Below are 25,978 nucleotides of genomic sequence, written 5' to 3'. Positions count from 1 at the left end.
TTTTTTATTTATTTTGTAATTGTTCAACGAGTAATTTTGCAGCAGCAGCTCCCGAATTTTGTTGTTGGCCCGTAATTAAATTACCATCTTCAATAGCATAAGAAGTAAATGACGAAGCTACTTTAAAAGTTGTATTTGAAATTTTTCTAGCTTCATCTTCAATTCGGTACGGTTGAATTTTAATGCCAATAGCGTTGTCTGCAAATTCTTCTTCAGAATTAGAAAATCCTGTCCAAGTTTTATTGTGGATGATAAGTTCACCAGTCGACTTTTTAGCTTCTAAAAGCAAAGTTGTTGAATGGCATACGGCTGCACTTGGTTTGCCTGATTCATAAAAAAGAGAAAACAGTATTTCCAAATCGTGATTACCTCTAAAAGTGTACATTGGACCTTGACCACCTATTAAAAAAATGGCATCATATTCATTGATATTCAAATCTTTAATACTTTGGGTGTTTTCTAACTTTTTATTGAACCAATCCAGTTGCAAATAACCTAAAGTGATTATATCGTGTGCAGAGTATCCACTGCTATCAGTGGGATTAGAATAACCGTCCATTTCAATTTTACCTCCTTCAGTAGAAGCTATATCTACTTCATATCCAGCTTCTTGAAAAACCTGTAATGGGTGTGTTAATTCTGCTGCCCAAAACCCAATAGGCCAACCTGTTTGTTTTGATATTTTAGGACTACTTGCTACCATTAAAATTTTTCCTTTGTACGCTGCACCATGAAAGTGTACATAGTTTTCAACTTCTTTTACCTGTGCTGTCATTATTTTTAATTTTTGTTTGAACAAAGATATTTTGAATGTAAGCTTACTCAACAAATTGTTATATTTGTTAGCAACTAACATTTATGTAATTATGCCAGAATTTTTAAGTGATAACAAGAAATATTACACACCAGTTGAATACGTATTCTCAAAAATAGGAGGAACTTATAAAATGCCAATTTTATGGAGGTTGAAAGATAAGATTGTGAGGTATTCCGAATTAAAAAAAAGCATATCAAATGTCTCAGATAGAATGTTGAGTAAGAACTTAAAAGAATTATGTTCTGATGGATTTTTAGAGAAAAAAATTATTGCCGAAGTCCCAGTAAGAGTTGAATATTCGATAACTGAAAAAGGTAATAACTCTATTCCAATCATATCTGCATTAAGAGATTATGGTTTTAGTTTAATGGAAAAAGATGGCATTAATAAAAAATAAAAACGATATACATCACCGTGGTATAATTAATTGCTTAACCAAAGTTTACCACTGCTAGCGATGGCGTTCCGCCCTTATCTTCCGCGCTTTCTCGACCAATAGAAGGTTGTATTAAATCCTAATTAGTATCAATAAATTATTTCCTATCCACATTTATAAAACGAAAGTAAATCTAAATAATTGATTATTAAAGATTATATAATTTTATTTGTATCGAGGCAGCTGCATACAAAACCCAAACAAATGATGAACTAGTGAATTTGTAATACGTCAGAAATTTCGAATTAGTATCAATGCCACCGCACTCTTTAAAACTTTTAATATCAAATTAAATATTGTTATTTATAATTTTGAGTAACGAATTTTGAGGATAATCGTCACTCTTATATTATAATATCATAAGTATGCAAAAAATAAAAACTAATATTTGTGCCCAAATCTTTATAATATATACGCGCTATCTTATAGGCGGTTGTTTCATTTTTGCTAGCCTTATAAAAATTAAAGGGAATCGCTTTACTTCTGAAAGTGGGGCTTTAAATCCAATCGATTCTGCCTGGCACTTTTTTGAAACCTTATATCAATCTGGGTTATATTGGAAATTTATCGGAATAAGTCAGTTATTGGCGGGATTTCTTTTAATGACGCAAAAATATGCTAAGCTTGGAGCATTGGTTAATTTCCCTATAATTATAAACATTTTTATTATTACGTTGTCATATAGTTTTGGCTTTACTCCTTTGCTGGCTGCAATGTTACTTATTGCAAATATGCTGCTCATTATTTGGGATTGGAATGAATTTAAAATGTTTTTTAACTTGATGCCAACATTTGATGGTACTCAAAGATTGGAAAATGATAAATTATGGATACGTATTGGGCTTCTTCTGTTCTTATTTACTTTTAGTTATAGGGTATTGGTCGATAATTATGATGTAATATTTTGGCTGGTAATTTGTATAAGCATCGGCTTAGTTGGTTTAATTGTTTGGTTATCAAAACAAAAAAAGAAGGTGCTTAAATTGTAGTGTTTTTTGTTTAGGATTTTCAATTATTGAAACTATATAAAAATTTACAATCCGTTAAAAAAGAATAAAAATCAGCCAATAATTAATTGTTGCCTTTTCATTATTTGGGATAACTTCACGCTCTTACTAGCTATTATGAAAGGTTTTTGCTGTTTTTCTTTCTTTTTATTAGTCCATTTATCCTTGGGCAGAGTACTGCCCAATTGGATAGTCTATTAATTCAGGGAATAAATGCAAGAAATAATAAAAATTTTGCTTTATCCATGGAATTATTGATGAAGTTACGCACTTTGTCTAAAAAAAATCTTTTGTACAGGCAACAGTTTCTAGCCTTAAACACTATAGGGGCCAATAATTATTCTATGTTGGATTATTGGGAAGCCTTGGACTATTATTTGAAAGCATATTCCATAGCACTAAAACATCTTGACGAAAACGAAGAGATGACGTTTCTAAACAACATTGCTATCCCCTATAGCAAAGAAAGTGATCTGTTAAAGGCAGAAAAGTATTTTCCAAAGCATATATACTTGCAAAAAAACATAAAGAAAATGTGAAAATAGTCTTATATGCTATAAATCTGGGTATAGCTGCCAATCAACAGAATAAAATCGATATCGCAGCTATTATTTGGCTGAGGCAAAAGAAATGCTTAAAAATGAACCTTCTATTTACATTTTGGCTGAAACTGCTTTGGTTGAAAACAACTACATAAAAGGGGATTTTCAAAAAGCAAAATCCTTGGTAGAAAAATTACTACCTGATTTGGAGAAAATAGCCTTTAATGAAGAAGGAATATCCATATTGATATTGCTTTCCAATATAGCAAAAGATATGGGCGAGGTCTTACAAGCTGTTGAATATGGAAAAGCCGCTTTAAAGGCCGCCCTGAACCCTGAAATCGCTTAAGGGCATACCAACAATTAGCGGAAGTATTCCTCAAAAACAGTTTGTACGATGAGGCTTTTCGAGCAAAAGATTCCGTGATTTCATTGATCAATTCCCTAAATTAGTTGAAAAATGATAGATTATTTGAAACCAATAGGATAAAATTTGAAATTGCAAATTATTAAAAGGAGCTTCGAACGCTAAAAAGAGCAACAAAAAATACTTTATAGCCTTTTGAGTATTTCGTTGCTAATTATAATTTTATTTGCTTGGGCACTATATAGCAATTATATTAAAAATAAACAAAGAAAAATTTTATTACAGCGTAGTAATGAATTTAATGATTTACAACTTCAAAAAAAGAAAGTGATAACTTTTTGTTAGAGAAACAACTACTCACAAAAAAAACAATGGCCAAATTGGAACAGTAGCGTCTGAAAAATGAAATAGAAAACAGAAACAGAAAGTTAGCAACAAAGGCCCTCCAAATTTTGGGACGAAACAAATTGATTAATCAGGTTATTAATAGTTTAACAAACCAATCCAAAATTGCGCGGAATGATTTTTTATCTACTAAAATAAAGGAGCTAAAAAAATTGCTTAAAAATGATTCGGAATGGGAAAGTTTTCTTAAACATTTTGAAGAAGTAAACCAAAGGCTACTTACAAAACTTCGAAACAAACATCTTGAACTAACTGCGAATAATATCCGTTTCCAGTTTTATATATTATGGATCTTACAATAAAGGAAATTGCCTCTCTGTTTAATATAACGGTTGAAGCAGCTCGCAAACGAAAAGAGCGAATAAGTAATAAAATGGGGCTGAAAAATAGTATTGCTTTATATCGCTATATCATAATATTTTAAGACGCAATGTCACACTTTTTCTAAAAGCAGTCACGCTATTTAAGATATTTTTTTTGTTATCTGGCTAATAATTTCTAAATATTGGCTTCCTATAAAAAACCTTAATTATGAAAAAATTAATTAGTTTAGTTTTATTTATTTTATGCTTTTCTTTCCAATCTTCTTTCGCACAAATTGAAATAACGGGCTCAGAGGATTTTGGTCGCCTATTTGACGTAATCTATGATGCCAATGTACCGAATAAATTATATGCTGCCACTTTGGGAAACCATATTGTGGTTTCAGAAGATAACGGTACAACTTGGAATGTTTTATATTCCTTGGATATTGGTCAATCTTCCGGGGTAAGAGATTTAAAACTTACCCCAGACGGAACCAAGCTAACCTTTTCGAAATATTCGAAGAATACCACAATAAATGCAATTATGATTTATGACATAGTATCCGCTTCAATTGTAAAAACAATCCCACTTCCGAACCAAATTGATTCTGCTGTTGCGCATTCTTATGATTTTTATGATAATAATATGGACATACTTCTTGTCGATACTGTCTATAAAGTAGGATTAAACTTCGAAGGAAAAACGTTTTACAGTCCTGATGGCGGTATTACTTGGAATATGATTTACTATACGAATGAAAACGATACTGTTTTTATAAACGATGTGGCTATAAGCCCAAACGATCCTGAAAAACTTTTCCTTACTCGTGGAAACGGAAGCACAAACATTGATGGTGGTCTTTTTGTATCACAAGATGCAGGTCAAACTTGGGTAGAAAAACTCCCGGGAATTGTTCTAGATCCAATAACCTTTGATCCATTTAATGATCAAAATATCTTAATGGGGACTGGAATCAGTTTTGGGGGAAACACAGAGAACGTTTATAGTTCTACAGATGGTGGTGAAAATTTCGCTATCATACCTATAACTTGGACTGATGGAATTTTAGATTGTATCAACGTGATTCACTTTAATGAAAATAACCCATCGCAAATTATTATTTTGGAAGAAAACGAAATTGTAATTTCTGAAGATGGTGGCCTTACTTGGGAAAGTTTTATTTATTTAGATGAAAATCCAGAAAGCTACTACTACGGTCTGAATGCGAGTTATAATCCGCAGAATTCCCAAGAGATTTTTATTAGCGCCAATTATGTTCCTTTGTTTTCAGCAAATGGTGGCGAAACACTTGTTAAATCTAAAAACCCTTTTTTTTGGAGTACAGGAAATATAGATATATATAAAAATGGTTCAAATGCGAATCTTTATTACGGCGTTCAGTTTGGATACGTACATCGAGACTTAAATACAGGTTTGGACACTTCATACGATATTGTACCATTGAATATTGTTTCTTCCAATCCTGGGCAAACACAATATGCAGATAAGATTACACCAAATCGTATTTACACATTCACTTCAAGTTTTATAGGCTCAAGTATTAAAGTAAGTGATGATAATGGCGAAACTAAAAATGAATTATTGTCGCTTTTTGCAAGTGGCTTAACCGCTGTAGCTACATTTCCCAATATGCCACAGCATATTTTGGCAGCCTTTGCTGGTTTTGAGCCCACGGAAACCCAGCTTAAATATATTAATTTTAGTGATTTAAATAATGTTATTGAGACCAATATTAACTTACCGTCTCTCAATTACATTAATGGTATTTTGATTGATGGTGCTGAAAAAATAACTGTTGCTATTGGAACAGAAATATACATTTCGAATGATAGTGGAATTACTTGGACTAATAACAGTAATGGACTGGAGGTATTGAGTACAAACGATCTTATTTTTGATCTTCAACAAGACCCTTTAGATTCAAACCGTATGGCTTTAGCAAGTTCAAAAGGTATTTTTATTTCAGATGATGCAGGCATAAATTGGGGTAGAAGAACCACATTTTCAGTATCCAATGTAGCATTTTCAACGGAAACTGAAGGAGCAATGACGGCCTCTACCTATAGCTCAGATATTTCTGATTATTTGTTGCATTATTCAACTGATAGCGGAGAAAATTGGGAAACCATAAATAATGAAGAATTACTATATATAGGTGCATCATCCTCCTCGTATTTTTTTAATGAAGATTCTGTGAAAGTATTTATAGCAACTTATGATTTGGGTATTATTGAATATACCATAGATTTAAATATTTTGGGCACAGCGCAATTCGGAAATAGTAATGATACTATAGAAATATACCCTAATCCTACAAGTGATATATTAAATATCAGTTTAAAAAACACAAGCGTAACTCAAATCACTATTTTTTCACAAACAGGAACTAAAGTCTATGAAGGTGATTATGTTTCTAACTTAAATATCTCAAAATTAGCAGCCGGAGTATATTTAATTCGCATACTGGATAGCAATAATGTAACATTTTTTAAACGAATTATTAAGCAATAGACTAAACAATATGTACATTTTAAAGATTAACATTGCATAAATAGCGTATTTGAAAGAGAAGACTTTTATTACAATGATGTCGAAAAAAAGATAGCCGAGTGAATATGAAATGCGCCAGCAATTTCAAATTAGTACCGAGCCCACCGCCCCATACATAATGATTCACCATAGCGTATAAATGAATAGTCTTTTACTTAAATTTATTTTTTACAGACAACCATTTTATTAAAAGGAACTTCTATAAAAATAGAACTCAAAAAAATTAAAATGAAGAAGTCAATAAAAACTATTTTAATAATTGTTATATCATTTGGTTTTTATTTCTTTCTTGATGAATTGTACTTTATAGCCATAAGAAAATGGTTGTTTGATTTAACAAATCAATCTGGATTAATTCACATAATAACCTATACCATTTCCGGTATACCTCTTTTTTTTGGAACACTTCTTATTACAACCAAATTGCAAAATATGTTCTTTAAGGCTTTTATAAAAGATCACTTTCTTAGAAAAACTTACATTATCCCATTTTATCTATTTGCAATTTCTATTTCAAATAGCTTGGATTGTTTTTTTAATTTTGAATAATAGAAATTTAAATTGAATGAAAACTATAGAAAAGACTCACGGTAGGGATTTAGGTTTGCTATTATTAAGGATTAGTATCGGAATACTTATCCTATTCCACGGTATGGCAAACTTAAATTCAGATTATACATTTATTAAAAGTTTACTCTCTGATATTGGGATTCCAGAATTCGTGGCCTACTCCGTTTTTTTAGGACAGATAATAGCGCCAATATTAATTCTAATAGGGTGGAGGGCAAGATTGGCAAGTTTAGTTTTAGCATTAAATATGTTGACAGCTATTTTAATGGCTCATTCTGCGGATGTTTTTACCTTAAATGAATTTGGTGGCTGGGCCATCGAATTGCAAGGGCTATACCTCTTTGGAGCGATAGAGATTTTTTTCTTGGGAGCTGGAAAGTATGCAATCTCAACTAAATCTAAATGGAATTAGTTTATGAGAGTCAATTGATTAACTATACTCGACAAATAAAAAATGTACTTTTTTGAGAAATGAATTAATGTTGGCTCATGTTTGGTTTATATCTTTGAATGTAGAACGTATTAAAATGAATTATGGAATTTTGGATAAAACAATGTTTAACATTTGGGGCTGAATTAGTAGAGATTTATGCTTATTAAAAAGTACACAACAGAGTGGATTAAAGATTTCAAAGATTTGAAACGTGAAATTAAAATTGGCTTAGTTGGAGTTGAACACAAAATTGAACACATTGGAAGTACCTCTGTACCTATGTTGGACTCAAAACCAATAATTGATATAGATATTATTTATGAACACGAGACATTTTTTGAGATAATAAAAAATAGATTGATAAAAATCGGGTATTATCATAATGGAAACCAGGGTATTGAAGAACGGGAGGTTTTTAAAAGAAATGGAAAGTGTAAAAATGAGATTTTAGATACTAAACTACATCATCTTTATGTGTGCCCAAGTAGTAGTAAAGCATTGGAGAGACATATTTTATCTAGAAATTTTTTGAGAAAAAATGATTGGGCGAGATTAAAATATCAAGGAATGAAATATGAACTAGCCGAAAAAGCCAATCAGGATAGAAAATTATATGCCGATTTAAAAGAATTAAATATTAATGATTTTATCGACTCAATAATAGAAAAGGAAAAAGCCTTCATCCAGCAAACTTCTTAGTCAAAAACCCTCTCATTTTCATAATACTCTAGCTTTATTCTTTTAAAATTGGAAATTTTCCTTTTCCTCAACAAATAAAAACACCTGTTTTTAGGTATTTTTTTTGTTTTAAGAAAATATCACTTTTAAAAAAAATATAGATGGGTACCTGCTAAGGCTAATTTAGCATGCTACCCTTTCATTTTATTATCAAGGTTTAAAAACTCCACAAAGGATAATTTCAATATTTGCATAAAAAAGAAATATTTTTTGCGTTTAAAGTAATCAGTAAAGATTCTTTTCAATACTTAAATTCATTGTGGTTATAATGATTAAATATGAATCCTTCAAAATTTGGAAATTTGTTTAAAGTATATTTTCTTTTGCCAAACAATTTCATTGAAGGCAAAAACGGCAGTTGTAGAATTTCTTTCAAAATACCAGGCAGGGTATGATAATTCTAGTAGGAATGGATTTCTTTCACATTCGGCAACTAACATCCCTAGCAAATGGAATGAAACATTTGAAAATTCCATAATGCAAGAAAGGGGGAAATATGATTTTCATGGGGTTTTTGGCAACATCCAACAATGGCATCAAAATTAACTAAAGATAAAAATGAAATTTATACCTACAAGTTAATTAGAAAGTGAAAATAAAAGTTGATATAAATTGTCTTAAAAAAAAATAAATAAAAAATATGAAATCGATCAAAAAAAAACTATTGCTACTTGTAATTACGCTTACCTGTTTATATTCTTGTATCAATAAGCAAGATGGGTTCAAGCCCATGGAAGTTTATAAATCCGAAGATCTAATTGTAACCCAAATAACCGAAAATACTTTTGAGCATACCTCCTTTAAACAAACGAATGATTTTGGAAATGTTCCCTGTAATGGAATCTTCTTAAGAAATGGAGATGAAATTGTTGTTTTCGATACCCCCATTAATAACAAAAGCTCAGAAGAATTAATAAAATGGATAAAAGAAACGCTCCATTGTGAAATAAATGTAATTATTCCAACACATTTTCACGACGACTGCCTTGGGGGACTTCAGGCATTCCATGATAATGGTATCCCTTCCTATGCTTATTTTAAAACAATAGAACGTGCTTTTGAAAATAATTTTGCGCTTCCCAAAAATAGTTTTAAGGATTCACTTGTTTTAAAAGTAGGTAACCAAACTACTATTACAAAGTTTTTTGGAGAAGGACATACCAAAGATAACGTGGTCACTTATATTCCAAGTGAAGATTTGCTTTTTGGTGGTTGTTTAATAAAAGCATTGGACGGAACTAAAGGGTATTTAGATGATGCGAACGTTGAAGAGTGGTCAATCACAGTCGCAAAAATTAAAAAGCAATATCCAAATTTGAAAATTGTAGTTCCGGGGCATGGAGACTATGGCGACACAAAATTACTTAATTACACAATTAAATTATTTAGAACTTTATAATTAATAAATACTGACAATTTTTAAATATCCCGATATTTTATATTTAAGAAAAAATTAACACTTTGTTTTAAGGGGTCTTTCATTATATAATATGGGTGCAAAACCATATATAATATAAAAATATGAGATATTAAACAGACTCAAAGCTTGTAGCTTAATTTTTTAAATTATAAACCGAATCCATTGCAATTTACTATCTTCGATTATAGCTAAAAATCTGGTGGTCTTTCCTGAACGAGCACTATGGTTGTCCATATCTTGAATCTAATTTATTGTTAGTCAAGAATATAATTAAGAAACAATGGCAGAAATTAATCACATACAAGAAATATTTTTTAAATATTTATTACAATTAAAATTTGATAAAAAAGATTTAGATTATTCTGTAATTAGTAAACACATGCCTGTGTTACAGACTATATCTGACATAGGGAACTCTGGAACAGGGATTTTTGATTTAAGTAAGCGTGAAGTTATATTTTATTCCTCAAATTTTGGTATTCTCCTAGGTTATGAGCCGGCTGATTATAAGAATAGTGGGCAACATTTTTTGGTAGTAAAATTCACCCAGAGGATGCTCTTAAATGTAGTATCAATGGTGTTTCGGTTTTAAAATTATTAAATAATTTTTCAAGCAATGAAAAGCTTAATTATAAATTGATTACGGAATATAGAATGTTGAATTCTCAAGATCAATATGTTAGGTTGATAGAGCAATATCAAGTTTTAGAACTGGACGCTTCTGGTCAAATATGGCTGATGCTTAATATTGTGGATGTATCTTCAAATCAAGAGGATTTGGATGAGAGTCAAAGTCAGTTGTTAAATTTTAGAACTGGCAATATTATTCCTATGGAAGCATCTAGAAAAATAGGGTTGGAACTGACAAAAAGAGAATTGGAAATCTTGAAACTCGTAAAAACGGGACTTCTCAGTAAAGAAATTTCTAATAAATTATCTATTAGTGTTCATACGGTGAACACCCATAGACAAAGATTTTTAGAAAAATTAGGTGCGAACAATTCATTTGAAGCATTGCTTTTTGCTACAAAATTTGGACTTTTAGACTAAATATACTGATTAATCAGTATTGATTAAAATTTGAGTTAGATAGAGTTTTGTGATGTCTAATTATCAAATAAATAATGCTACGAATTATTTCTATTTTTTGTTTTGTTCTCTTATCACTTCATTCAATTTCTCAAACTTCCCAAACTCTTCGAGGATCAGTTATTGATAATGCCTCAAATAAACCTATAGCTTTTGCTTCAATAGTAATACTCAACACGAATCCTTTAATTGGAACAACAACTGACGCTTCTGGAAACTTTTCAATTGCGAATGTTCCTGTCGGAAGATATAATCTAAACGTTACCTATGTGGGTTATGAACCCACTATAATTAGGGAGGTAGTGGTTAGTTCGGCAAAACAGACCTTTGTTACTATTCAACTCAGAGAAAAAAGTACAAGGCTCGATGAAATAGTAATTATACCGAGGGTAAATAAAGAACAACCACTTAATGCAATGGCAACTGTGAGTGCACGAATGTTAAGCGTGGAAGAGGCCAAAAGATATGCGGGGGGATTTGACGATCCTGCTCGTTTAACAACTTCATTTGCCGGGATTGCTGGAAATACTGGTGACAATGGAATTATCGTAAGAGGTAATGCGCCTAAATTTTTACAATGGAAAATGGAAGGGATTGAAATACCTGCACCAAATCATTTCGGAGATTTGCAATCGTTTGGAGGAGGTTTATTTACGGCTTTAAGCAGTCAGATGTTAGCAAATTCAGATTTCTTCACTGGTGCATTTCCAGCGGAATATAATAATGGACTATCGGGTGTTTTTGATATTGCGCTGAAGAAAGGTAATAATGAAAAGACAGAACGTACTATTCAAGCAGGTATAATCGGAATGGAAACTTCACAAGAAGGTCCTTTCAAAAAAGGAAGTCGTTCATCTTACATTTACAATTATAGGTATTCTACTTTGGGTATGCTAGCTTCTCTATTGCCTGAAGACGCTAGTAGTATTAAATTTCAAGACCTTTCATTCAAATTAAATTTTCCTACAAAAAAAACTGGCGTGTTTTCAGTATGGGGAATAGGACTAATAGATGCAGCAAAATCTAAAGTTAAAACAGATAGTTTAGAGTGGAAGTATTTGAATGATAAAGAGAACAATGATATCAAACAATTTATGGGTGCCTTAGGTGTTAGTAATAAATATTTTTTTAAGAACGATGCCTATTTAAAAACAGCTTTAGCTGTCACTTCTAATGGAACTCAATGGTCTGCTCAAAAACTCAATCCCTTTCTTAAATTGGTGCCCCAAAGCAATATAGAATTTGCAAATTCGAATATAGTCTTGTCATCATTCATTAATAGAAGATTTAATTCCAAACACACAAATAAAACTGGAATATTAATAACGGGTATGATGTATGATTTGTTATTAAACAAGTCTTTTTCTGAAAATTCACCTCCTAAGGAAATTGTAAATTCAAATGGGTTTAGCTCATTACTTTCGGCTTACAGTAGTTCTACAATCAAACTTACAGATAAATTATTGATGAATGTGGGCATTAATGGGCAAATCTTTACATTGAATAATCATTATACGCTAGAACCAAGACTGGGAATAAAATACCAATTAAGTCAAAAACAATCTTTGGGATTGGGTTATGGCTTGCACAGCAGATTAGAAAATATAAATTATTATTTTAATAATTCATTAATTACCGATGAAAAGCAGGTAAACAAAAATTTAGATTTCACAAAGTCAAACCACTTTGTATTCAGTTATGATTGGAATGTTTCTGAATTGATTCATTTAAAAATTGAACCATATTATCAGCAGTTATTTTCAGTTCCTGTAATAACCAATAGTTCATTTTCATTTCTTAATCTTCAAAGTGATTGGTTTTTTTCAGAAAAATTGCAGAATACCGGTATAGGCAGAAATTATGGAGTTGATTTTACCTTTGAAAAATATATGTCAAAAGAATATTATTATATGTTAACAGGTTCATTATTTGAGTCTAAATATAAAGGAGGTGATGGGGTTTGGAGGGACACAAGATATAACCGAAATTATGTATTTAACTTTTTGATAGGTAAAGAATGGCAGATAGGTAAAAGCAATCAAAATATTTTAAGTATAAATACTAGAGTTACCTACCAGGGTGGTAATCGTTATTCTCCTATCAACAATCTAGTATCAAATTCTTCAAAAGATGTTGTATTTGACGAGTCTAAAGCATTTTCCAAACAATTTGATCCAGCTTTAAACGTGCATTTTACGGCTAGTTATAGAATAAACAAAAGTAAAAACTCCCAGGAAATTGCTCTTAAGATTATAAACCTTACCCGCCAACCAGATTATAATGGATTTAAGTACAACCTTATAGAGAATAGAGTAGATGTGGACAAACCCGCTATTATCATTCCAAATTTGACATACAAAATAGAGTTTTAAAAATTTGAACAATAATTTAGAATTATTAAAAGAGGTTAATTTGTGAAAATATCACTTAATGAAGTGAAGGCAATTCGCACTGCTAATAAAAAAATATAGAAAGTATGAAGTTTATAATGAAAGTAATAACAATCCTTACAATTTACTCAACGGCATTTGCTCAACAAAACAATTCTAATGATAGTATTTATATAGTAAATGACAGTGTCTTAATTCCTACACGTAGTGGTTTTAATATTTCAACTACAATTATCCGGAAAAAAACAACTTCAAAACCTTTGCCAGTAATTCTTTTCTATACTACCTACTATCAGGGAGTAAATGATGCTTACTTTGCGAAACTTTCAGCTGATAAAGACTATGTAGGGATTGTTGCATATGCTCGTGGTATTCGTTCAAATTTAAAAGAATATGCTCCCTTTGAACATGAGGGGACGGATGTTTATGATATTATTGATTGGATAAGTCGCCAATCATGGTGTGATGGAAAGGTTGGTATGTATGGAGGCAGCTATACTGGATTTTCGCAATGGGCAACCGTTAAGAATACACATCCTGCACTAAAAACAATAGTGCCACAAGTAGCTGTAATGCCTGGTTTTGATATGCCCATGGAAAATAACGTTCCCTTTGGAAATATTTTAGGCTGGGCCAATGATAATATATATAAAAATAAACCATACGACAGAGGTTTAGTTTTTGAATGGTTTAATAAGGGAACTTCTTTCCGGAGCATAGATAGTTTGGGGAATCAGCCCAATCCCATATTTCAGGAATGGCTTAAGCATCCATCTTATGACGCATATTGGAAATCAATGGTGCCGACGCCAGAAGAATTTTCAAAAATCAATATTCCAATTCTGTCTACAACTGGCTATTATGATGGTTCTCAAATTGGAGCTTTGGAATATTTTAAACTTCATTATAAATATAACAAAAATGCCAATCATTATTTTGTAATTGGCCCATACGATCATTGGTCCGGGCAAAGTAGGTCAAAAGATAGTTTAATGGGGTACAAAATTGATAGCGTAGCCAATATCGGTATGAGAGATTTAGCATTTCAATGGTTGGATTATATTTTGAAGAATAAAACAAAACCTGAATTACTGGAAGATAAGGTAAACTATCAAGTTATGGGAACAAATGAATGGCGCCATGCTCCATCATTAAAAGAAACAAATAATGATTCCCTAACCTTCTATTTAGACAATATAACATTAACGAGTCAAAAGCCAAAAAAGATTGAGTTTAAAAAACAGATCGTAGATTTTAAAAATAGGAAAAGTCAAAATAATTATTTTACTCCACAAATAATCTTTGACACACTTGATGTAAGTAATGGCCTAATTTTTAAGTCACAACCTTTTGAAAATGAATTCTTAATTAACGGTTCGTTCTCTGGAAAATTATTTTCATCCATCAATAAAAAGGATATGGATGTATCATTAGCCCTATACGAACTAATGCCTAACGGAAAATATTTTTTTCTTACTCGTTATGTAGGAAGGGCTAGTTATGCAAAGGATAATTCTAAACGACAACTTCTGGTACCCAATAAAAAAGAGAGTATTCCATTTGATAATACAAGGTTTATAAGTAAGAAAATTAGTAAAGGCAGTCGTCTAGTTATTTTATTAAACATCAATAAACATCCATTTGAGATTATTAATTATGGTTCAGGAAAACCTGTTTCAGATGAGACTATTAATGATGCTAAAGAACCTTTACAAATAAAATGGTACAATGAAAGTTTCATTAAAATACCAGTTTGGATAAATTAAAGAACAATGAAAAGGATGTAAATATTCAGAATAGCATTTTTAAAAATCACAAACAATCATGATAACTAAAAAAGCTCATTACATATCTGGCCTTATAGTTACAAGTTTTATTGGGATACATTTGTTTAACCATTCACTAAGCATTTTGGGGCCTGAAAGGCATATAGAAATGATGAATACTTTACGTTTATTATACCGTAATATATATGTTGAGTTTATACTATTAAGTGCGATTATTTTTCAAATTATTTCAGGAATCGCCCTCTTTAAAAAAACTTTAAAAATAAAACTTTCTCTGCTTGAGAAACTCCATAATTGGACTGGCATATATTTAGCTTGTTTTTTTGTCATTCATTTAATTGCTATTTTAAGTGGACGTCTTTTATTAAACCTTGATACGAATTTTTATTTTGGGGCTACAGGAATAAATTCGTTTCCTTTAAACTTATTTTTCATACCGTATTATGGGCTTGCAATTTTTTCTTTTTTTGGACACGTTGCCTCCATTCATAGAAAAAAAATGAAGTTTACATTTTTAGGGTTTACTCCCAAAGGACAATCAGTACTAATTTTATTAATTGGATTTTTTTTAATTTTTTTAATTTTTTATGGCCTAACAGGCCATTTTAAAGGTGTGAAAATACCTAATGAATATAAAATGCTAATTGGGAAATAATTATAAATATCAATAAATAAAATCAGCCGAAATTTATTTAGAATGAAATAATAATTTATTTTTTGAAGAATGAATACGCTGTTAAATCAGTGGATTACTAATGGCTTAATTTTTTTTAAAGAAATAAAATGTTTGAAAAGTTAAAAAAATATTGCGAGTGTATTGTTCCTAATATGGCAATGGAACTTGAACTCATTGATGACTATTTCGAAGAAAAAAAAAAAAAAAAAAAGGAATTTTTACTACAAGATGATAAGATATGTAATTTTGTTGCCTTTATTGCTATAGGATCTATCAGGCATTTTCATATTAAAGATGGTGTGGAAAGGACTTGTTATATATCTTTTAATAATTCTTGGATAACTTATTATCAAAGTTTGCCTCACAGTAGTATGGGTAAAATAAATTTACAGGCCATTGAGGATACGACTGTTTTTTTTATTAAGCAAAAAAACCTTACTAATCTCTACAAAGAAAGTAGTAAATATGAAACATTTGGCAGATTGATGGCTGAACAAGTAGCTCAAAGAGCAATTGAAATTGCAATGTCCTTATCTACTGAAAAACCCGAAGAAAGACTTCAAAATTTATTGGAAAAAGAACCTTTCGTCTTTCAAAGAATTCCGCAAAAGTATATTGCCAATTTTTTGGGAGTTAGTCCTGAAAGTTTAAGCCGAATTAGAAAACGAATCGTTTTAAGGAAAGTCTGAATTAATTTCGCTTTAGGTTTTTTTGTCATTTTTTATTTTAAAACAATTGAAAAAGAAATATTGAGGTAATAAAACATAAATGTTGAAAAAATATTTTCCTTTTTTGAAGTGAAAACTTATAACATATAATAAAAATACCTAGAATTGATAATGCTTTATATTTTGAAAGTATAATTATTATAGCCTGTTACATTATCAAAATGCTTTTCCAAAAAGTTAATAATTATAAGTTGTCTTTATAGGGTATTTAATTTCATTATATATGTCTAAAGAATAATTTGCTCGATTTCTTATGATGACTATCCTTCAATAAAAGTCAATTGCGAAAATGTCTAAAAAAATAGTGAATATACTTTATTTGGCGAGAATTGAAATAATTATTCTCTTAATTTGAAAATTAATTCCGATTAGTTTTAATTTTATTTTAGTTTTTTCTGTAATAACTCCATGTCTTCACTGATTTTCTTTTCTACAACTTTCGCATAAATCTGGGTAGTCGCAATTTTAGTATGTCCCAATAGCTTAGATACCGTTTCAATTGGCACACCATTGCTTAAGGTGATAGTTGTTGCGAAAGTATGCCTGGCCATGTGAAAGGTCAAGTTTTTCTTGATATCACATAAATCAGATATTTCTTTTAAGTAGCTATTAAGTTTTTGGTTGGATATATTGGGAAGGAGGGCACCAGTAAATTTTGTGCGAGGATTTCCCATATATTTCTCAATTAATGATTCCGCTTTTTCTAGTAGTGGTATTTTAAATTCCGTGCCTGTTTTGTTTCGCTTTGCTGAAATCCATTTCTTCCCATTAATTCCCAACACTATGTTGTGGGGAGTTAATTTCATTATGTCGACATAAGATATACCAGTATAACAACTGAATACGAATAGGTCTTTAACAATGGAAAGTCGGTCAATATTTGATGAGAATCTTTCAATGGAGCTTAGTTCTGGCTCTGTAAGAAATTCCCTTTGGGTCTTAATGTGTTTGGGCTTAAATGTAACAAAAGGGTCGCGTTCTATCCATTCTAGGTGATATGCGGTCGTAATCATTTTTCGCAATCTTTGGATATGCTTCATTATGGTGTTATTTCCAATCCGATCCTGATAATGGCTCGGACGATGGGATCTTAAAAATGTCTCAAAGCCCATAAGAAAAGCAAAATCCAAATTCTTTAAAGGAATATCCTTTGATCTATATTTTTTGTAAATAAACTTTAGTACATATTTTTGGGTCGTTTGGTAATGGCACAGCGTTTTGGCGCAAACTTTGTTTTCAATACTTTCGTTGTGGTATTGGATGATATCCTTAATGGTATGTGTTTTTTTGTCCTCTCCCAGATATCTTGCCTTTATCATTTGTGCCGATGGTTCTTTGTCCTCAGACCTAAGGTCTCTATGGCAGTTGACAATTTCCGATTTTGTTTCGTCCAAAAAGAAGTTGATGATCTTTGCATTTTGGCCGTTGCCCTTAACTTTTTGTCGTTTTGCATCCCACGAGGCGATATCAGTTTTTTGCTTAAGGCTGATATTTACTCTTTTACCATTAAGAGTAATTCGGGCATAAATGTTGGCTTGTTGGTTTTTGGCACGAGTGCCATAGATCCAAAAAAGGATCGAGAAAGTTGATGAGGTACGCATAGCTGTCGTCTTTAATATTAAACAAAAGTGAGACGAAAGTCAAATCAGCCTTATTGATCGTTTGCACAAATTTAGGACAACATTTTTAGAATGTTGACGATTAAAAAAATATGTTGACGATTTGTGAACCTTTAAAAGCAAATAATATCAAATTAAATGATATTGCTAAAAAGCACAAAACCCTACTAATCATAAAATTAGCAGGGTTTTGTAATTAGGTGGTATTGCTTTTAGTGACCTTGCCAAGATTCAAACTTGGAACCTCCTGAGCCGTAATCAGGTGCGCTATTCAGTTGCGCCACAAGGCCAAATTAATTTCGCTTTAAGCGGATGCAAATATATTTCTTTTTAAATTGCAAGACAAATTAATACCTGTAAAAAATGAATTTATCTAAATATATACGAAATATTGAAGATTTTCCGAAAGTTGGTGTTCACTTTAAGGACATTACTCCCTTGCTCGGAGATAGTGATGCAATGGAAAGCTGCTTGCAACAGTTGATGGCGCTTGTAGGTTCTCAAAAAATTGATAAAGTTGCGGCTATAGAATCCCGTGGGTTTTTCTTCGGAACCCTTTTGGCCCAAAAACTCAATGCTGGATTCGTGCCCATCAGAAAGCCTGGAAAACTTCCTTATACCACATTAAAAGAGCCCTACCAATTGGAATATGGAATGGACGCATTGGAAATTCATGAAGATGCAATTAAAAAAGGAGAGCGTATTCTATTGCATGACGATGTTCTAGCCACTGGCGGTACCGCAAGAGCAGCTTGCAATTTGATTGAAAGTTTAGGTGGAGAAGTTGTACAATGTAATTTTTTACTTGAACTTGAATTTTTAAACGGTATTAAAAAATTGCGTAATCATTCAGTCCAATCATTGTTAAAATATTAATCCAGGGAGTTCTTGGTGACCCACAGCTTATATGCGAATATAGCCATTTGAAGCTTTGAGGCTTTTGCTAAATCCACCTCTTTTTTTGTAAAACTCGGCAGGAGTTTCTTGTTGAGCTTTGCTAAAAATTTAAAAAAATTCTTTTTCATCCCAATTTAAATTTCTTTTAAAACTAAACATTGTGAAATAATATTAAAACTATTCTGCACTTTTCATAATGCTGTGCTGTTTATCCGCAGCCACGATAATATCTTTTATGGCCTCTTTGCTATTTCCAAATCTTGAAGTAGAAACCGATCCATTACGATTGTCTATGGTAATGGAAATATGTGTTATTTCATTGCTGTCATTTCGCTCTAAGTTTTTGTAATAAAATGAAATATTTTCCGCGTCATAGCTATTTTGAAGTTCAAGCAATTCCGAATTGGTGGTATTCTTGGTTATTAGGTGCGAACGTCCATTAAAGTTTGTGGCGCTTTTTACTGTAGGCTGATTTAATGTGCTAATACTGTCTCTGCGTTGTTGCATGCGATTCATCATTTCAGCTTGTCTTTCTTTCATTGCGTTCATTTTGTCTTCCATTTCTTTTTCCATTTGCTCACTTCTTTGTCTCATAGCTTCGCTGCGGTCATTATAGGATTTTTCAGCGTTACTTGAAACTTGCCCTCCATTTCCTTGGCTTATAAAGGATTGATTTGAACTGCCTGCGCTTGTAACAGAGAGCCTAGTTCCTTCAGAAATAATTACAATATCATTTATGGGGTTCTGGCTGCTCACGCTATAGTTTCCAGAGTTGTTGTTTGCATCTTTATAGCGAATGGTGATTGAAATAATTTCATTTTTTTTATTGTAAACTACGTTTGAATAGTCAAAACCCAGTCCTTCATCTTTCATTTGTTTTTTTATCTTTTGAAGTTCTTCCAATGTTGTTTTTTTAGTAATCACAATGGTAGTTTGTTTTTCTGTAATTGAATTGTTCTCCAAAGTTGTGCTGGTTGCACTTTTTGTGTTGAATGAAAGGAGTGAAAATGTGAAAACAATCAAAATAGAAAAAAATGAAAGATTTTGAATTACTCTCTTAATATTGGTTTCCATAATATGTTTAAATTAAAAATTAGTCCAAAAATAGAATTGGGGACTTTTAAGCAGATTAAAACTTTGGGGATAGTAACAAATATACAACTAAATTCTTTTTGGCATTTAGTATCTTCGCGGGCATTTATATTTCAATGGATTATATACAGCTTTTTCTTGGTTTGGTTTTATTGGTAGTAGGAGGTGAGTTTTTAGTGCGGTCTTCCGTAGCGCTTTCTTTCAAACTTCACCTTTCAAAAATGGTTATTGGGCTTACGGTGGTTTCTTTTGCCACTTCTGCACCTGAGCTTTTGGTGAGCTTGCAGGCCGCTCTCAATGGTTTTTCTGATATTTCCTTGGGAAACGTTATAGGCTCAAACATCGCCAATATTGGATTGGTGCTTGGTATTACGGCGATAATAGCTCCACTGGCCATCGATAAAGATTTTTATAAATTGAATTGGCCCGTGATGATGATTCTTTCCATTGCGCTGTATTTTATTTTGAAAAGCGGCATGCAGATATCTCGTTCAGAAGGAGTGGCATTATTGCTGATGCTCTTTGTCTATCTCTGGATATTAATAAAAAGAGCCAAAAAAGCAAGAGGTTCTGAACCAACAGACGACAGTATTGACGAAGGTCTGTCCAAAGCTTCCAATTTTAAGATAACAGTATGGTTATTAATAGGAGGGGTAGCGTTGTATGCAGGGAGTGAGTTTTTGGTTAACGGGGCAGTTTCATTAGCGGAAGGCTTTGGCATTAGTGAGCGCGTAATAGCCGTAACTGTTATTGCCGTTGGCACGAGCATTCCGGAACTTGCAGCTTCAGTGATTGCCGCTCTCAAAAAGGAAAAAGCCATTTCCCTGGGAAACCTTATTGGTTCAAACATATTTAATATTTCATCTGTTTTGGGAATCACGGCCATTATTCAACCGATAGCTGTGAAAAGCGAAGAGGTGCTTACCAATGACATTTTTTGGATGATTGGTTTTGCCGCAATTTTGCTTCCATTGGTATTTCTTCCGAAGTCATATCAACTTGGCCGAAAAAGAGGAATTGTATTGGTTGTGGCTTATGCAATTTTTATAGGGCTAACAGTTTTAAAATAATATTTATAATTGAATTACCTCTAATTTTAGGGGGGTGTTCATAAGTTTTTAAACTAAAAATAAAAATAATGGTTGAAATTTAGGGGGTGTATATGTGTTTTTTTTTATTTTTGCACTGTCAAACCATAAAAACAACAATATGCCCACCTTGCGATTTCATGCCATTAAGGAGACCTTTAACAGGGTTCCCGTGCCAGTTACAGAACCAGAAAGACGTTCCGAGATTTTCGGAAAAAACGTTTTTAATGAAGCTGCCATGCGGCAGTATCTTACCAAAGACTCTTTTAATAGTGTGATGGACGCCATTGAAAAGGGTTCCAAAATTGAACGTCACATAGCTGACCATATCTCTACGGGTATGAAGGAGTGGTCCATAGCAAAAGGTGCCACGCATTATACACATTGGTTTCAGCCTTTAACCGGAGCAACAGCTGAAAAACACGATGCTTTTTTTGAAACGATGGAAAATGGCCAAGCTATCGAAAAATTTGGTGGAGGGCAGTTGGTTCAGCAAGAACCAGATGCCTCTAGTTTTCCAAATGGCGGAATTAGAAACACTTTTGAAGCCCGGGGTTATACAGCTTGGGATCCAACTTCCCCAGCATTTATTTATGGAACCACTTTGTGTATTCCTACTGTTTTTGTGTCCTATACGGGTGAAGCATTGGATTATAAAACACCCTTGCTGCGTGCGCTGCAATCGGTGGATAACGCTGCAACTGCTGTAGCAAAATACTTCGATAAAAATGTGACCAAGGTAAACGCTACTTTGGGCTGGGAGCAGGAGTATTTTTTGGTTGACAGTGCTTTGGCCTTAAGCCGTCCGGATATTTCGTTAGCCGGAAGAACTTTGTTGGGTCATTCCTCGGCAAAAGGACAGCAGTTAGATGACCATTATTTTGGGTCTATTCCAGCGCGTGTTTTAAATTTTATGCGTCATTTGGAAACAGAGTGTATGCTTTTAGGTATTCCTGTTAAAACACGCCACAATGAAGTTGCGCCAAACCAATTTGAATTGGCTCCAATTTTTGAGGAAACTAATTTGGCCGTGGACCACAACTCCTTATTAATGGACTTGATGCACAAAATTGCTGAAAAGCATAATTTTAAGGTTTTGTTTCACGAAAAGCCATTTGCCAATGTAAACGGAAGTGGAAAACACAACAACTGGTCTTTGGCAACAAATACTGGTGTTAACCTTCTTGGCCCTGGAAGCACTCCAATGAAGAATCTTCAGTTTCTTACTTTTTTTATCAATACGCTTAAAGCTGTTAACGAACATGAGGAATTGATTAGAGCTTCTATAGCCAGCGCAGGGAACGATCACCGTTTGGGCGCCAATGAAGCTCCTCCGGCTATTATTTCAGCATTTATTGGTTCGCAATTAACCGAAGTATTGGATGAGCTGGAAAAAGTGACCAGCGGCAAACTTTCTCCACAAGAAAAAACCGACCTTAAATTAAACGTTGTTGGAAAAATCCCAGAAATATTATTAGATAATACCGATCGAAACAGAACTTCTCCTTTCGCTTTTACTGGTAACAAATTTGAGTTTCGCGCCGTAGGTTCTACCGCCAATTGCGCCAATCCTATGACGGTTCTCAACGCAATTGTGGCAAGACAACTCATAGATTTTAAAGTGGAAGTAGATGCGCTTATTAAAGGCAAGAAGATGAAGAAGGACGACGCCATTTTCAATGTGTTGAGAGAATATATTAAGGACTCGAAAAGAATTCGTTTTGAAGGTGATGGATATGGAGAAGCTTGGGAGAAAGAAGCTAAAAAACGTGGGTTGAGCAACCACAAAACCACCCCTCAAGCATTAAAAGCCAAAATTTCTAAAAAAACTATTTCACTTTTTGAAGGACTTGGTATTATGAGCAAGATAGAGGTGGAAGCCCGTTATGAAATTGAAATGGAGGAATATACCTTGCGAATTCAAATAGAAGGTCGGATTTTGGGTGACATAGCCCGAAACCATGTTATACCCACTGCAATACGCTATCAAAATATTTTGATTGAAAACGTACAGGGCCTAAAAAATATTTATGGAACTGATTTCAAAAAATTCTCTGGGGAACAAATGCGCCTTATTGAACAAATAAGCGAGCACATAGCAAAAATCAATAAGGGAATTACAGAAATGATTGACGAAAGAAAAAAGGCAAACAAGATAGAGAATGTCGAAAAGAAAGCTTTTGCTTATTGTGACGATGTAAGACCCTATTTTGAAATTATTCGTTACCACTGCGATAAATTGGAACTTTTAGTTGATGATGAAATTTGGCCATTAACGAAATATAGAGAACTCTTATTTACTAAGTAACTATTACTCTTTTTTATTCTAAAGCCGTTCAATTTTTTTTGGACGGCTTTGTAATTTAGTGCCATCATGTATTATCAAGGAATTTCATTCTTTAAATTAATATTCGCACAATGTTTAGGTAAATTCCTTCAGAAATTATTTTTGCATTTTAGACATGGAAAAAGATATAACTTTTTGCTTTACAGCTGTAATTAGATGGCAATATCTTTAATTTAACACAATATTAACATTTAATGTTAAAATCAATTATCGTGTAGTTCATCGATAGTTTTCTATTCTTCATCCCAAAAGTTTTCAATGGTTGTCAGAAAATACGCTAATTTTATAAGGGGTATTGCCTTATTTAGAACGAGTTGCGTGCATAAATTTGTGAATTATCATTTTTTCTTGCATCTTTGAAAAGTGATTGATTGATAGAGATATCTGAATCACATCTCCTCAAAATTGTTAAATAACAAACCTATCCCTGGTAATTGAATCTTTTTGGTCTCAGATCAAATGATTTAGCAACTTTATAAAATTTCTCCTTAATTCTAAGATGTATCTTGAATACATTTTTGAATTCAATCCCCTTAAATTATACTTATATAAATCATTTTACTGTGGTTTATTATTTACCCAAGGAAGCAATTCCTTGCCGAGAACTGAATACTATTTTAACCAAATATTAATCTTTAAATCTTTTAATTATGAAAAAATTAATTTTTTGCGCAGTAGCGCTTTTTGTAGGTGGAATGACCTATGCTCAGGTAACTGACTCACAGGGTAATGTGGCGCCAGCTCCGAGTAAGATTACTGCTTTACCGGGATCAGCTGCTGGTGCTAACACGGGCTTATCCGTTCAGAACGGTCATGAAAACAAAGTGCGTGTGCGTCAGGCCGGAACCTCGCAGTCGGCTTATACCTTTCAGGATGATGGTACTACAGGTTTTGGTGAAAACCAAGCAGATGTTCGTCAGACTGGGGCCGTATCGGCAGCCAGTGGAGTAGCGAATGCTGCAGACGTAAGACAATCTGGCGCATTGAACAGCTCTGCTACTCGCCAAGAAGGTGACGACAACAACGCTGTAACCAGACAAGGCCAAATAGATGGTTCTAGTACTGGAAACAAGGCTAAAATCCGTCAAGGTACAGGGCAACAAGCACAGGAAAACTATGCTGCTATTGATCAAAATGGTGATAACAACTGGGCTTCAACCCAACAAACTTATGACAACAGTGAGGCTTGGACCCAACAAACTGGAGACAATAACAAGTCCATGATCGTTCAAGATGCGGGTCCTAACCAAACTGATGGTCACTTTGCTGTGAACGAACAAGAAGGTGAGCGTAACGAATCTTCTATCGGTCAATCAGGTAACGGTGCTCGTAACTCGGCTCGTGCCATTCAAGGAGGAAATGACAACCAAGCTAAGCAAAGTCAATTTGCAACTGATGGTACTGGTGGTACTGGAAATTCTGCTGGGATAGACCAAGGAATAGATGGTCCTAGAAGATCTGTTGCAGCTCCAGAAGCTATTACTCAATGGAGTGCTGTTGCTTCCAATGTAGATGGAAATGCTGGTAGCCTTGGATACATTCCACCAACGGAAGGAAATAAAGCTACACAAACTCAAGTTGGAGCTGGTAACAGTGCTGGTATCTTTCAACTAGGTGGAAGTGTGGACCATAGTAATTATGGTGAGCAAGTTCAAACTGGTGATGATAACAATGCAGGTATGGTTCAGGCACATTATTTTGATGGCGATAATTCTAACTATGCGAAACAAGAGCAAAATCAGAATAATAACACTGCGGGATTAGCACAAGAAGGTTCTGGACATAAGTCTTATCAAAATCAAGATGGTGATGATAATATTTCTTTAGCTTACCAACAAGGTAAAGACCATAGATTGAATACACACCAGATGGGTGATGGAAACGTTGCTTATGCTACCCAAAGTGGTGCAGCAAATGCAGCTTTGATAGTTCAGTATGATGGTCAAAGCTATACTGTTGAGCAAAACAAAGGAATAGGGAATACTGATTTTTCAGTTGGTGGAAACCAAGCTAACATCCTTCAAATGGGTCCTGATGGAGACTTTGGAGCTGGTGCAATTGATTGTGGTTTCGATGAGCCAATGGATTTGGATATGGATTATGATTTCCCAGGAGTTGACTTAGGTGATATCTGCGGAGGCTGCTAGAATAAAACTTTAATTAAAACAGGTAAAAATGCAGGCTTATTTATAGGCCTGCATTTATTTTTTAACAAAAATTTAACATCTAGTGTTAAAATCAATTATCGTGTAGTTCGTCGATAGTTTTCTATTCTTCATCCCAAAAGTTTTTAATGGTTGTCAGAAAATACGCTAATTTTATAAAGGGTATTGCCTTATTTAGAGCTAGTTGTGTGCGTAATGTTGTGAATTAGTATTTTTTCTTGCATCTTTGAAAAGTGATCGATTGATAGTGATATCTAAATCACATCTCCTCAAAATTGTTAAAATACAAACCTATCCCTGGTAATTGAATTTTTTTGGTCTCAGACCAATATGATTCATCAGCTTTTAAAATTTCCCCTACAATTCTAAAATGTATTTTGAATACATTTTGAATCCAATCCCCTTTAATTAATACTTATATAAATCATTTTACTAGATGGTTTATTATTTATCCAAGGAAGTAATTCCTTGCCGAGAACTGAATATTA

At 32.9% G+C, this 25,978-nt stretch carries 22 protein-coding genes and 1 tRNA gene; 19 read left to right on the top strand and 4 right to left on the bottom strand.

The genetic code is table 11. The features are described from left to right. Positions 1-4: 4 nt before the first annotated feature. On the bottom strand, positions 5-775 hold the full coding sequence (locus ESU54_RS17115) for a type 1 glutamine amidotransferase domain-containing protein (protein ID WP_146848166.1): 771 nt from the start codon (positions 773-775) through the stop codon (positions 5-7). A 91-nt stretch (positions 776-866) separates the two neighbouring features. Between ESU54_RS17115 and ESU54_RS17110 the strand changes: the two genes are divergently transcribed. The 15 genes from ESU54_RS17110 to ESU54_RS17035 all read left to right on the top strand — a co-directional run bounded on the left by ESU54_RS17110 (position 867) and on the right by ESU54_RS17035 (position 16,243). After that, the gene (locus tag ESU54_RS17110) at positions 867-1,214 is read left to right on the top strand and encodes a winged helix-turn-helix transcriptional regulator (RefSeq protein WP_146848165.1); all 348 of its coding nucleotides are present in this window, start codon (positions 867-869) and stop codon (positions 1,212-1,214) included. A 404-nt stretch (positions 1,215-1,618) separates the two neighbouring features. After that, entirely contained in the window at positions 1,619-2,242 is a 624-nt protein-coding gene (locus tag ESU54_RS17105) for a hypothetical protein (RefSeq protein WP_146848164.1), read from the top strand. Positions 2,243-2,550: 308 nt separating this feature from the next. Next, positions 2,551-2,799 (top strand): hypothetical protein, encoded by a 249-nt coding sequence (locus tag ESU54_RS17100; protein WP_170253303.1) that lies wholly within the window; start codon positions 2,551-2,553, stop codon positions 2,797-2,799. A gap of 91 nt (positions 2,800-2,890) precedes the next feature. Next, entirely contained in the window at positions 2,891-3,151 is a 261-nt protein-coding gene (locus tag ESU54_RS17095) for a hypothetical protein (protein WP_146848162.1), read from the top strand. A 954-nt stretch (positions 3,152-4,105) separates the two neighbouring features. Next, entirely contained in the window at positions 4,106-6,412 is a 2,307-nt protein-coding gene (locus ESU54_RS17090) for a T9SS type A sorting domain-containing protein (RefSeq protein ID WP_146848161.1), read from the top strand. A gap of 267 nt (positions 6,413-6,679) precedes the next feature. After that, the gene (locus tag ESU54_RS17085; RefSeq protein WP_146848160.1) at positions 6,680-7,000 is read left to right on the top strand and encodes a hypothetical protein; all 321 of its coding nucleotides are present in this window, start codon (positions 6,680-6,682) and stop codon (positions 6,998-7,000) included. Positions 7,001-7,016: 16 nt separating this feature from the next. Next, positions 7,017-7,433, top strand: coding sequence for a DoxX family protein (locus tag ESU54_RS17080; RefSeq protein WP_146848159.1), 417 nt, complete (start codon positions 7,017-7,019; stop codon positions 7,431-7,433). Positions 7,434-7,610: 177 nt separating this feature from the next. After that, on the top strand, positions 7,611-8,153 hold the full coding sequence (locus tag ESU54_RS17075; RefSeq protein WP_146848158.1) for a GrpB family protein: 543 nt from the start codon (positions 7,611-7,613) through the stop codon (positions 8,151-8,153). A gap of 679 nt (positions 8,154-8,832) precedes the next feature. Beyond that, positions 8,833-9,591, top strand: a complete 759-nt coding sequence (bla, locus tag ESU54_RS17065; protein WP_111845755.1) for a subclass B1 metallo-beta-lactamase — start codon at positions 8,833-8,835, stop codon at positions 9,589-9,591. Between the two features lie 301 nt (positions 9,592-9,892). Further along, on the top strand, positions 9,893-10,204 hold the full coding sequence (locus tag ESU54_RS17060) for a hypothetical protein (RefSeq protein ID WP_111845754.1): 312 nt from the start codon (positions 9,893-9,895) through the stop codon (positions 10,202-10,204). A 92-nt stretch (positions 10,205-10,296) separates the two neighbouring features. Next, positions 10,297-10,662 carry a response regulator transcription factor gene (locus tag ESU54_RS17055; protein ID WP_211362155.1) on the top strand — a complete coding sequence of 122 codons (366 nt, stop codon included), beginning with the start codon at positions 10,297-10,299 and terminating at the stop codon, positions 10,660-10,662. A gap of 74 nt (positions 10,663-10,736) precedes the next feature. After that, entirely contained in the window at positions 10,737-13,073 is a 2,337-nt protein-coding gene (locus ESU54_RS17050) for a TonB-dependent receptor (RefSeq protein ID WP_111845752.1), read from the top strand. Between the two features lie 116 nt (positions 13,074-13,189). After that, positions 13,190-14,857 carry a CocE/NonD family hydrolase gene (locus ESU54_RS17045; RefSeq protein WP_249041336.1) on the top strand — a complete coding sequence of 556 codons (1,668 nt, stop codon included), beginning with the start codon at positions 13,190-13,192 and terminating at the stop codon, positions 14,855-14,857. 58 nt (positions 14,858-14,915) lie between these two features. Continuing rightward, on the top strand, positions 14,916-15,533 hold the full coding sequence (locus ESU54_RS17040) for a DUF4405 domain-containing protein (RefSeq protein ID WP_111845750.1): 618 nt from the start codon (positions 14,916-14,918) through the stop codon (positions 15,531-15,533). Between the two features lie 128 nt (positions 15,534-15,661). After that, complete coding sequence (locus ESU54_RS17035) at positions 15,662-16,243, top strand: Crp/Fnr family transcriptional regulator (protein ID WP_146848156.1); 582 nt, start codon at positions 15,662-15,664, stop codon at positions 16,241-16,243. Positions 16,244-16,662: 419 nt separating this feature from the next. Here the strand turns inward: ESU54_RS17035 and ESU54_RS17030 are convergent, their stop codons facing one another. Both ESU54_RS17030 and ESU54_RS17025 read right to left on the bottom strand, forming a co-directional pair. Beyond that, a complete protein-coding gene (locus ESU54_RS17030) occupies positions 16,663-17,883 on the bottom strand; it encodes a site-specific integrase (protein ID WP_111845748.1) in 1,221 nt (406 codons plus the stop codon). A 234-nt stretch (positions 17,884-18,117) separates the two neighbouring features. Then, positions 18,118-18,191, bottom strand: a tRNA-Arg gene (locus ESU54_RS17025). Between the two features lie 73 nt (positions 18,192-18,264). Here ESU54_RS17025 and ESU54_RS17020 point away from each other — a divergent pair. Further along, complete coding sequence (locus ESU54_RS17020) at positions 18,265-18,777, top strand: adenine phosphoribosyltransferase (RefSeq protein WP_111845747.1); 513 nt, start codon at positions 18,265-18,267, stop codon at positions 18,775-18,777. Between the two features lie 198 nt (positions 18,778-18,975). Here ESU54_RS17020 and ESU54_RS17010 read toward each other — a convergent pair whose 3' ends face one another. Beyond that, positions 18,976-19,872 (bottom strand): hypothetical protein, encoded by an 897-nt coding sequence (locus tag ESU54_RS17010; protein ID WP_111845745.1) that lies wholly within the window; start codon positions 19,870-19,872, stop codon positions 18,976-18,978. 134 nt (positions 19,873-20,006) lie between these two features. Here ESU54_RS17010 and ESU54_RS17005 point away from each other — a divergent pair, with 134 nt between their 5' ends. The 3 genes from ESU54_RS17005 (at position 20,007) to ESU54_RS16995 (ending at position 25,472) form a co-directional block, all read left to right on the top strand. Further along, positions 20,007-20,960 (top strand): calcium/sodium antiporter, encoded by a 954-nt coding sequence (locus ESU54_RS17005; protein WP_111845744.1) that lies wholly within the window; start codon positions 20,007-20,009, stop codon positions 20,958-20,960. 139 nt (positions 20,961-21,099) lie between these two features. Further along, positions 21,100-23,286 carry a glutamine synthetase III family protein gene (locus ESU54_RS17000; protein WP_111845743.1) on the top strand — a complete coding sequence of 729 codons (2,187 nt, stop codon included), beginning with the start codon at positions 21,100-21,102 and terminating at the stop codon, positions 23,284-23,286. A gap of 689 nt (positions 23,287-23,975) precedes the next feature. Continuing rightward, the gene (locus ESU54_RS16995) at positions 23,976-25,472 is read left to right on the top strand and encodes a curlin (RefSeq protein WP_146848155.1); all 1,497 of its coding nucleotides are present in this window, start codon (positions 23,976-23,978) and stop codon (positions 25,470-25,472) included. Positions 25,473-25,978: the final 506 nt, after the last annotated feature.

Origin of the sequence: Aequorivita antarctica, from assembly GCF_007997155.1 — a bacterium.
GTDB lineage: Bacteria > Bacteroidota > Bacteroidia > Flavobacteriales > Flavobacteriaceae > Aequorivita > Aequorivita antarctica.
Note: the sequence above shows the minus strand (reverse complement) of the source record. Positions and strands in the feature narration are given on the sequence as shown.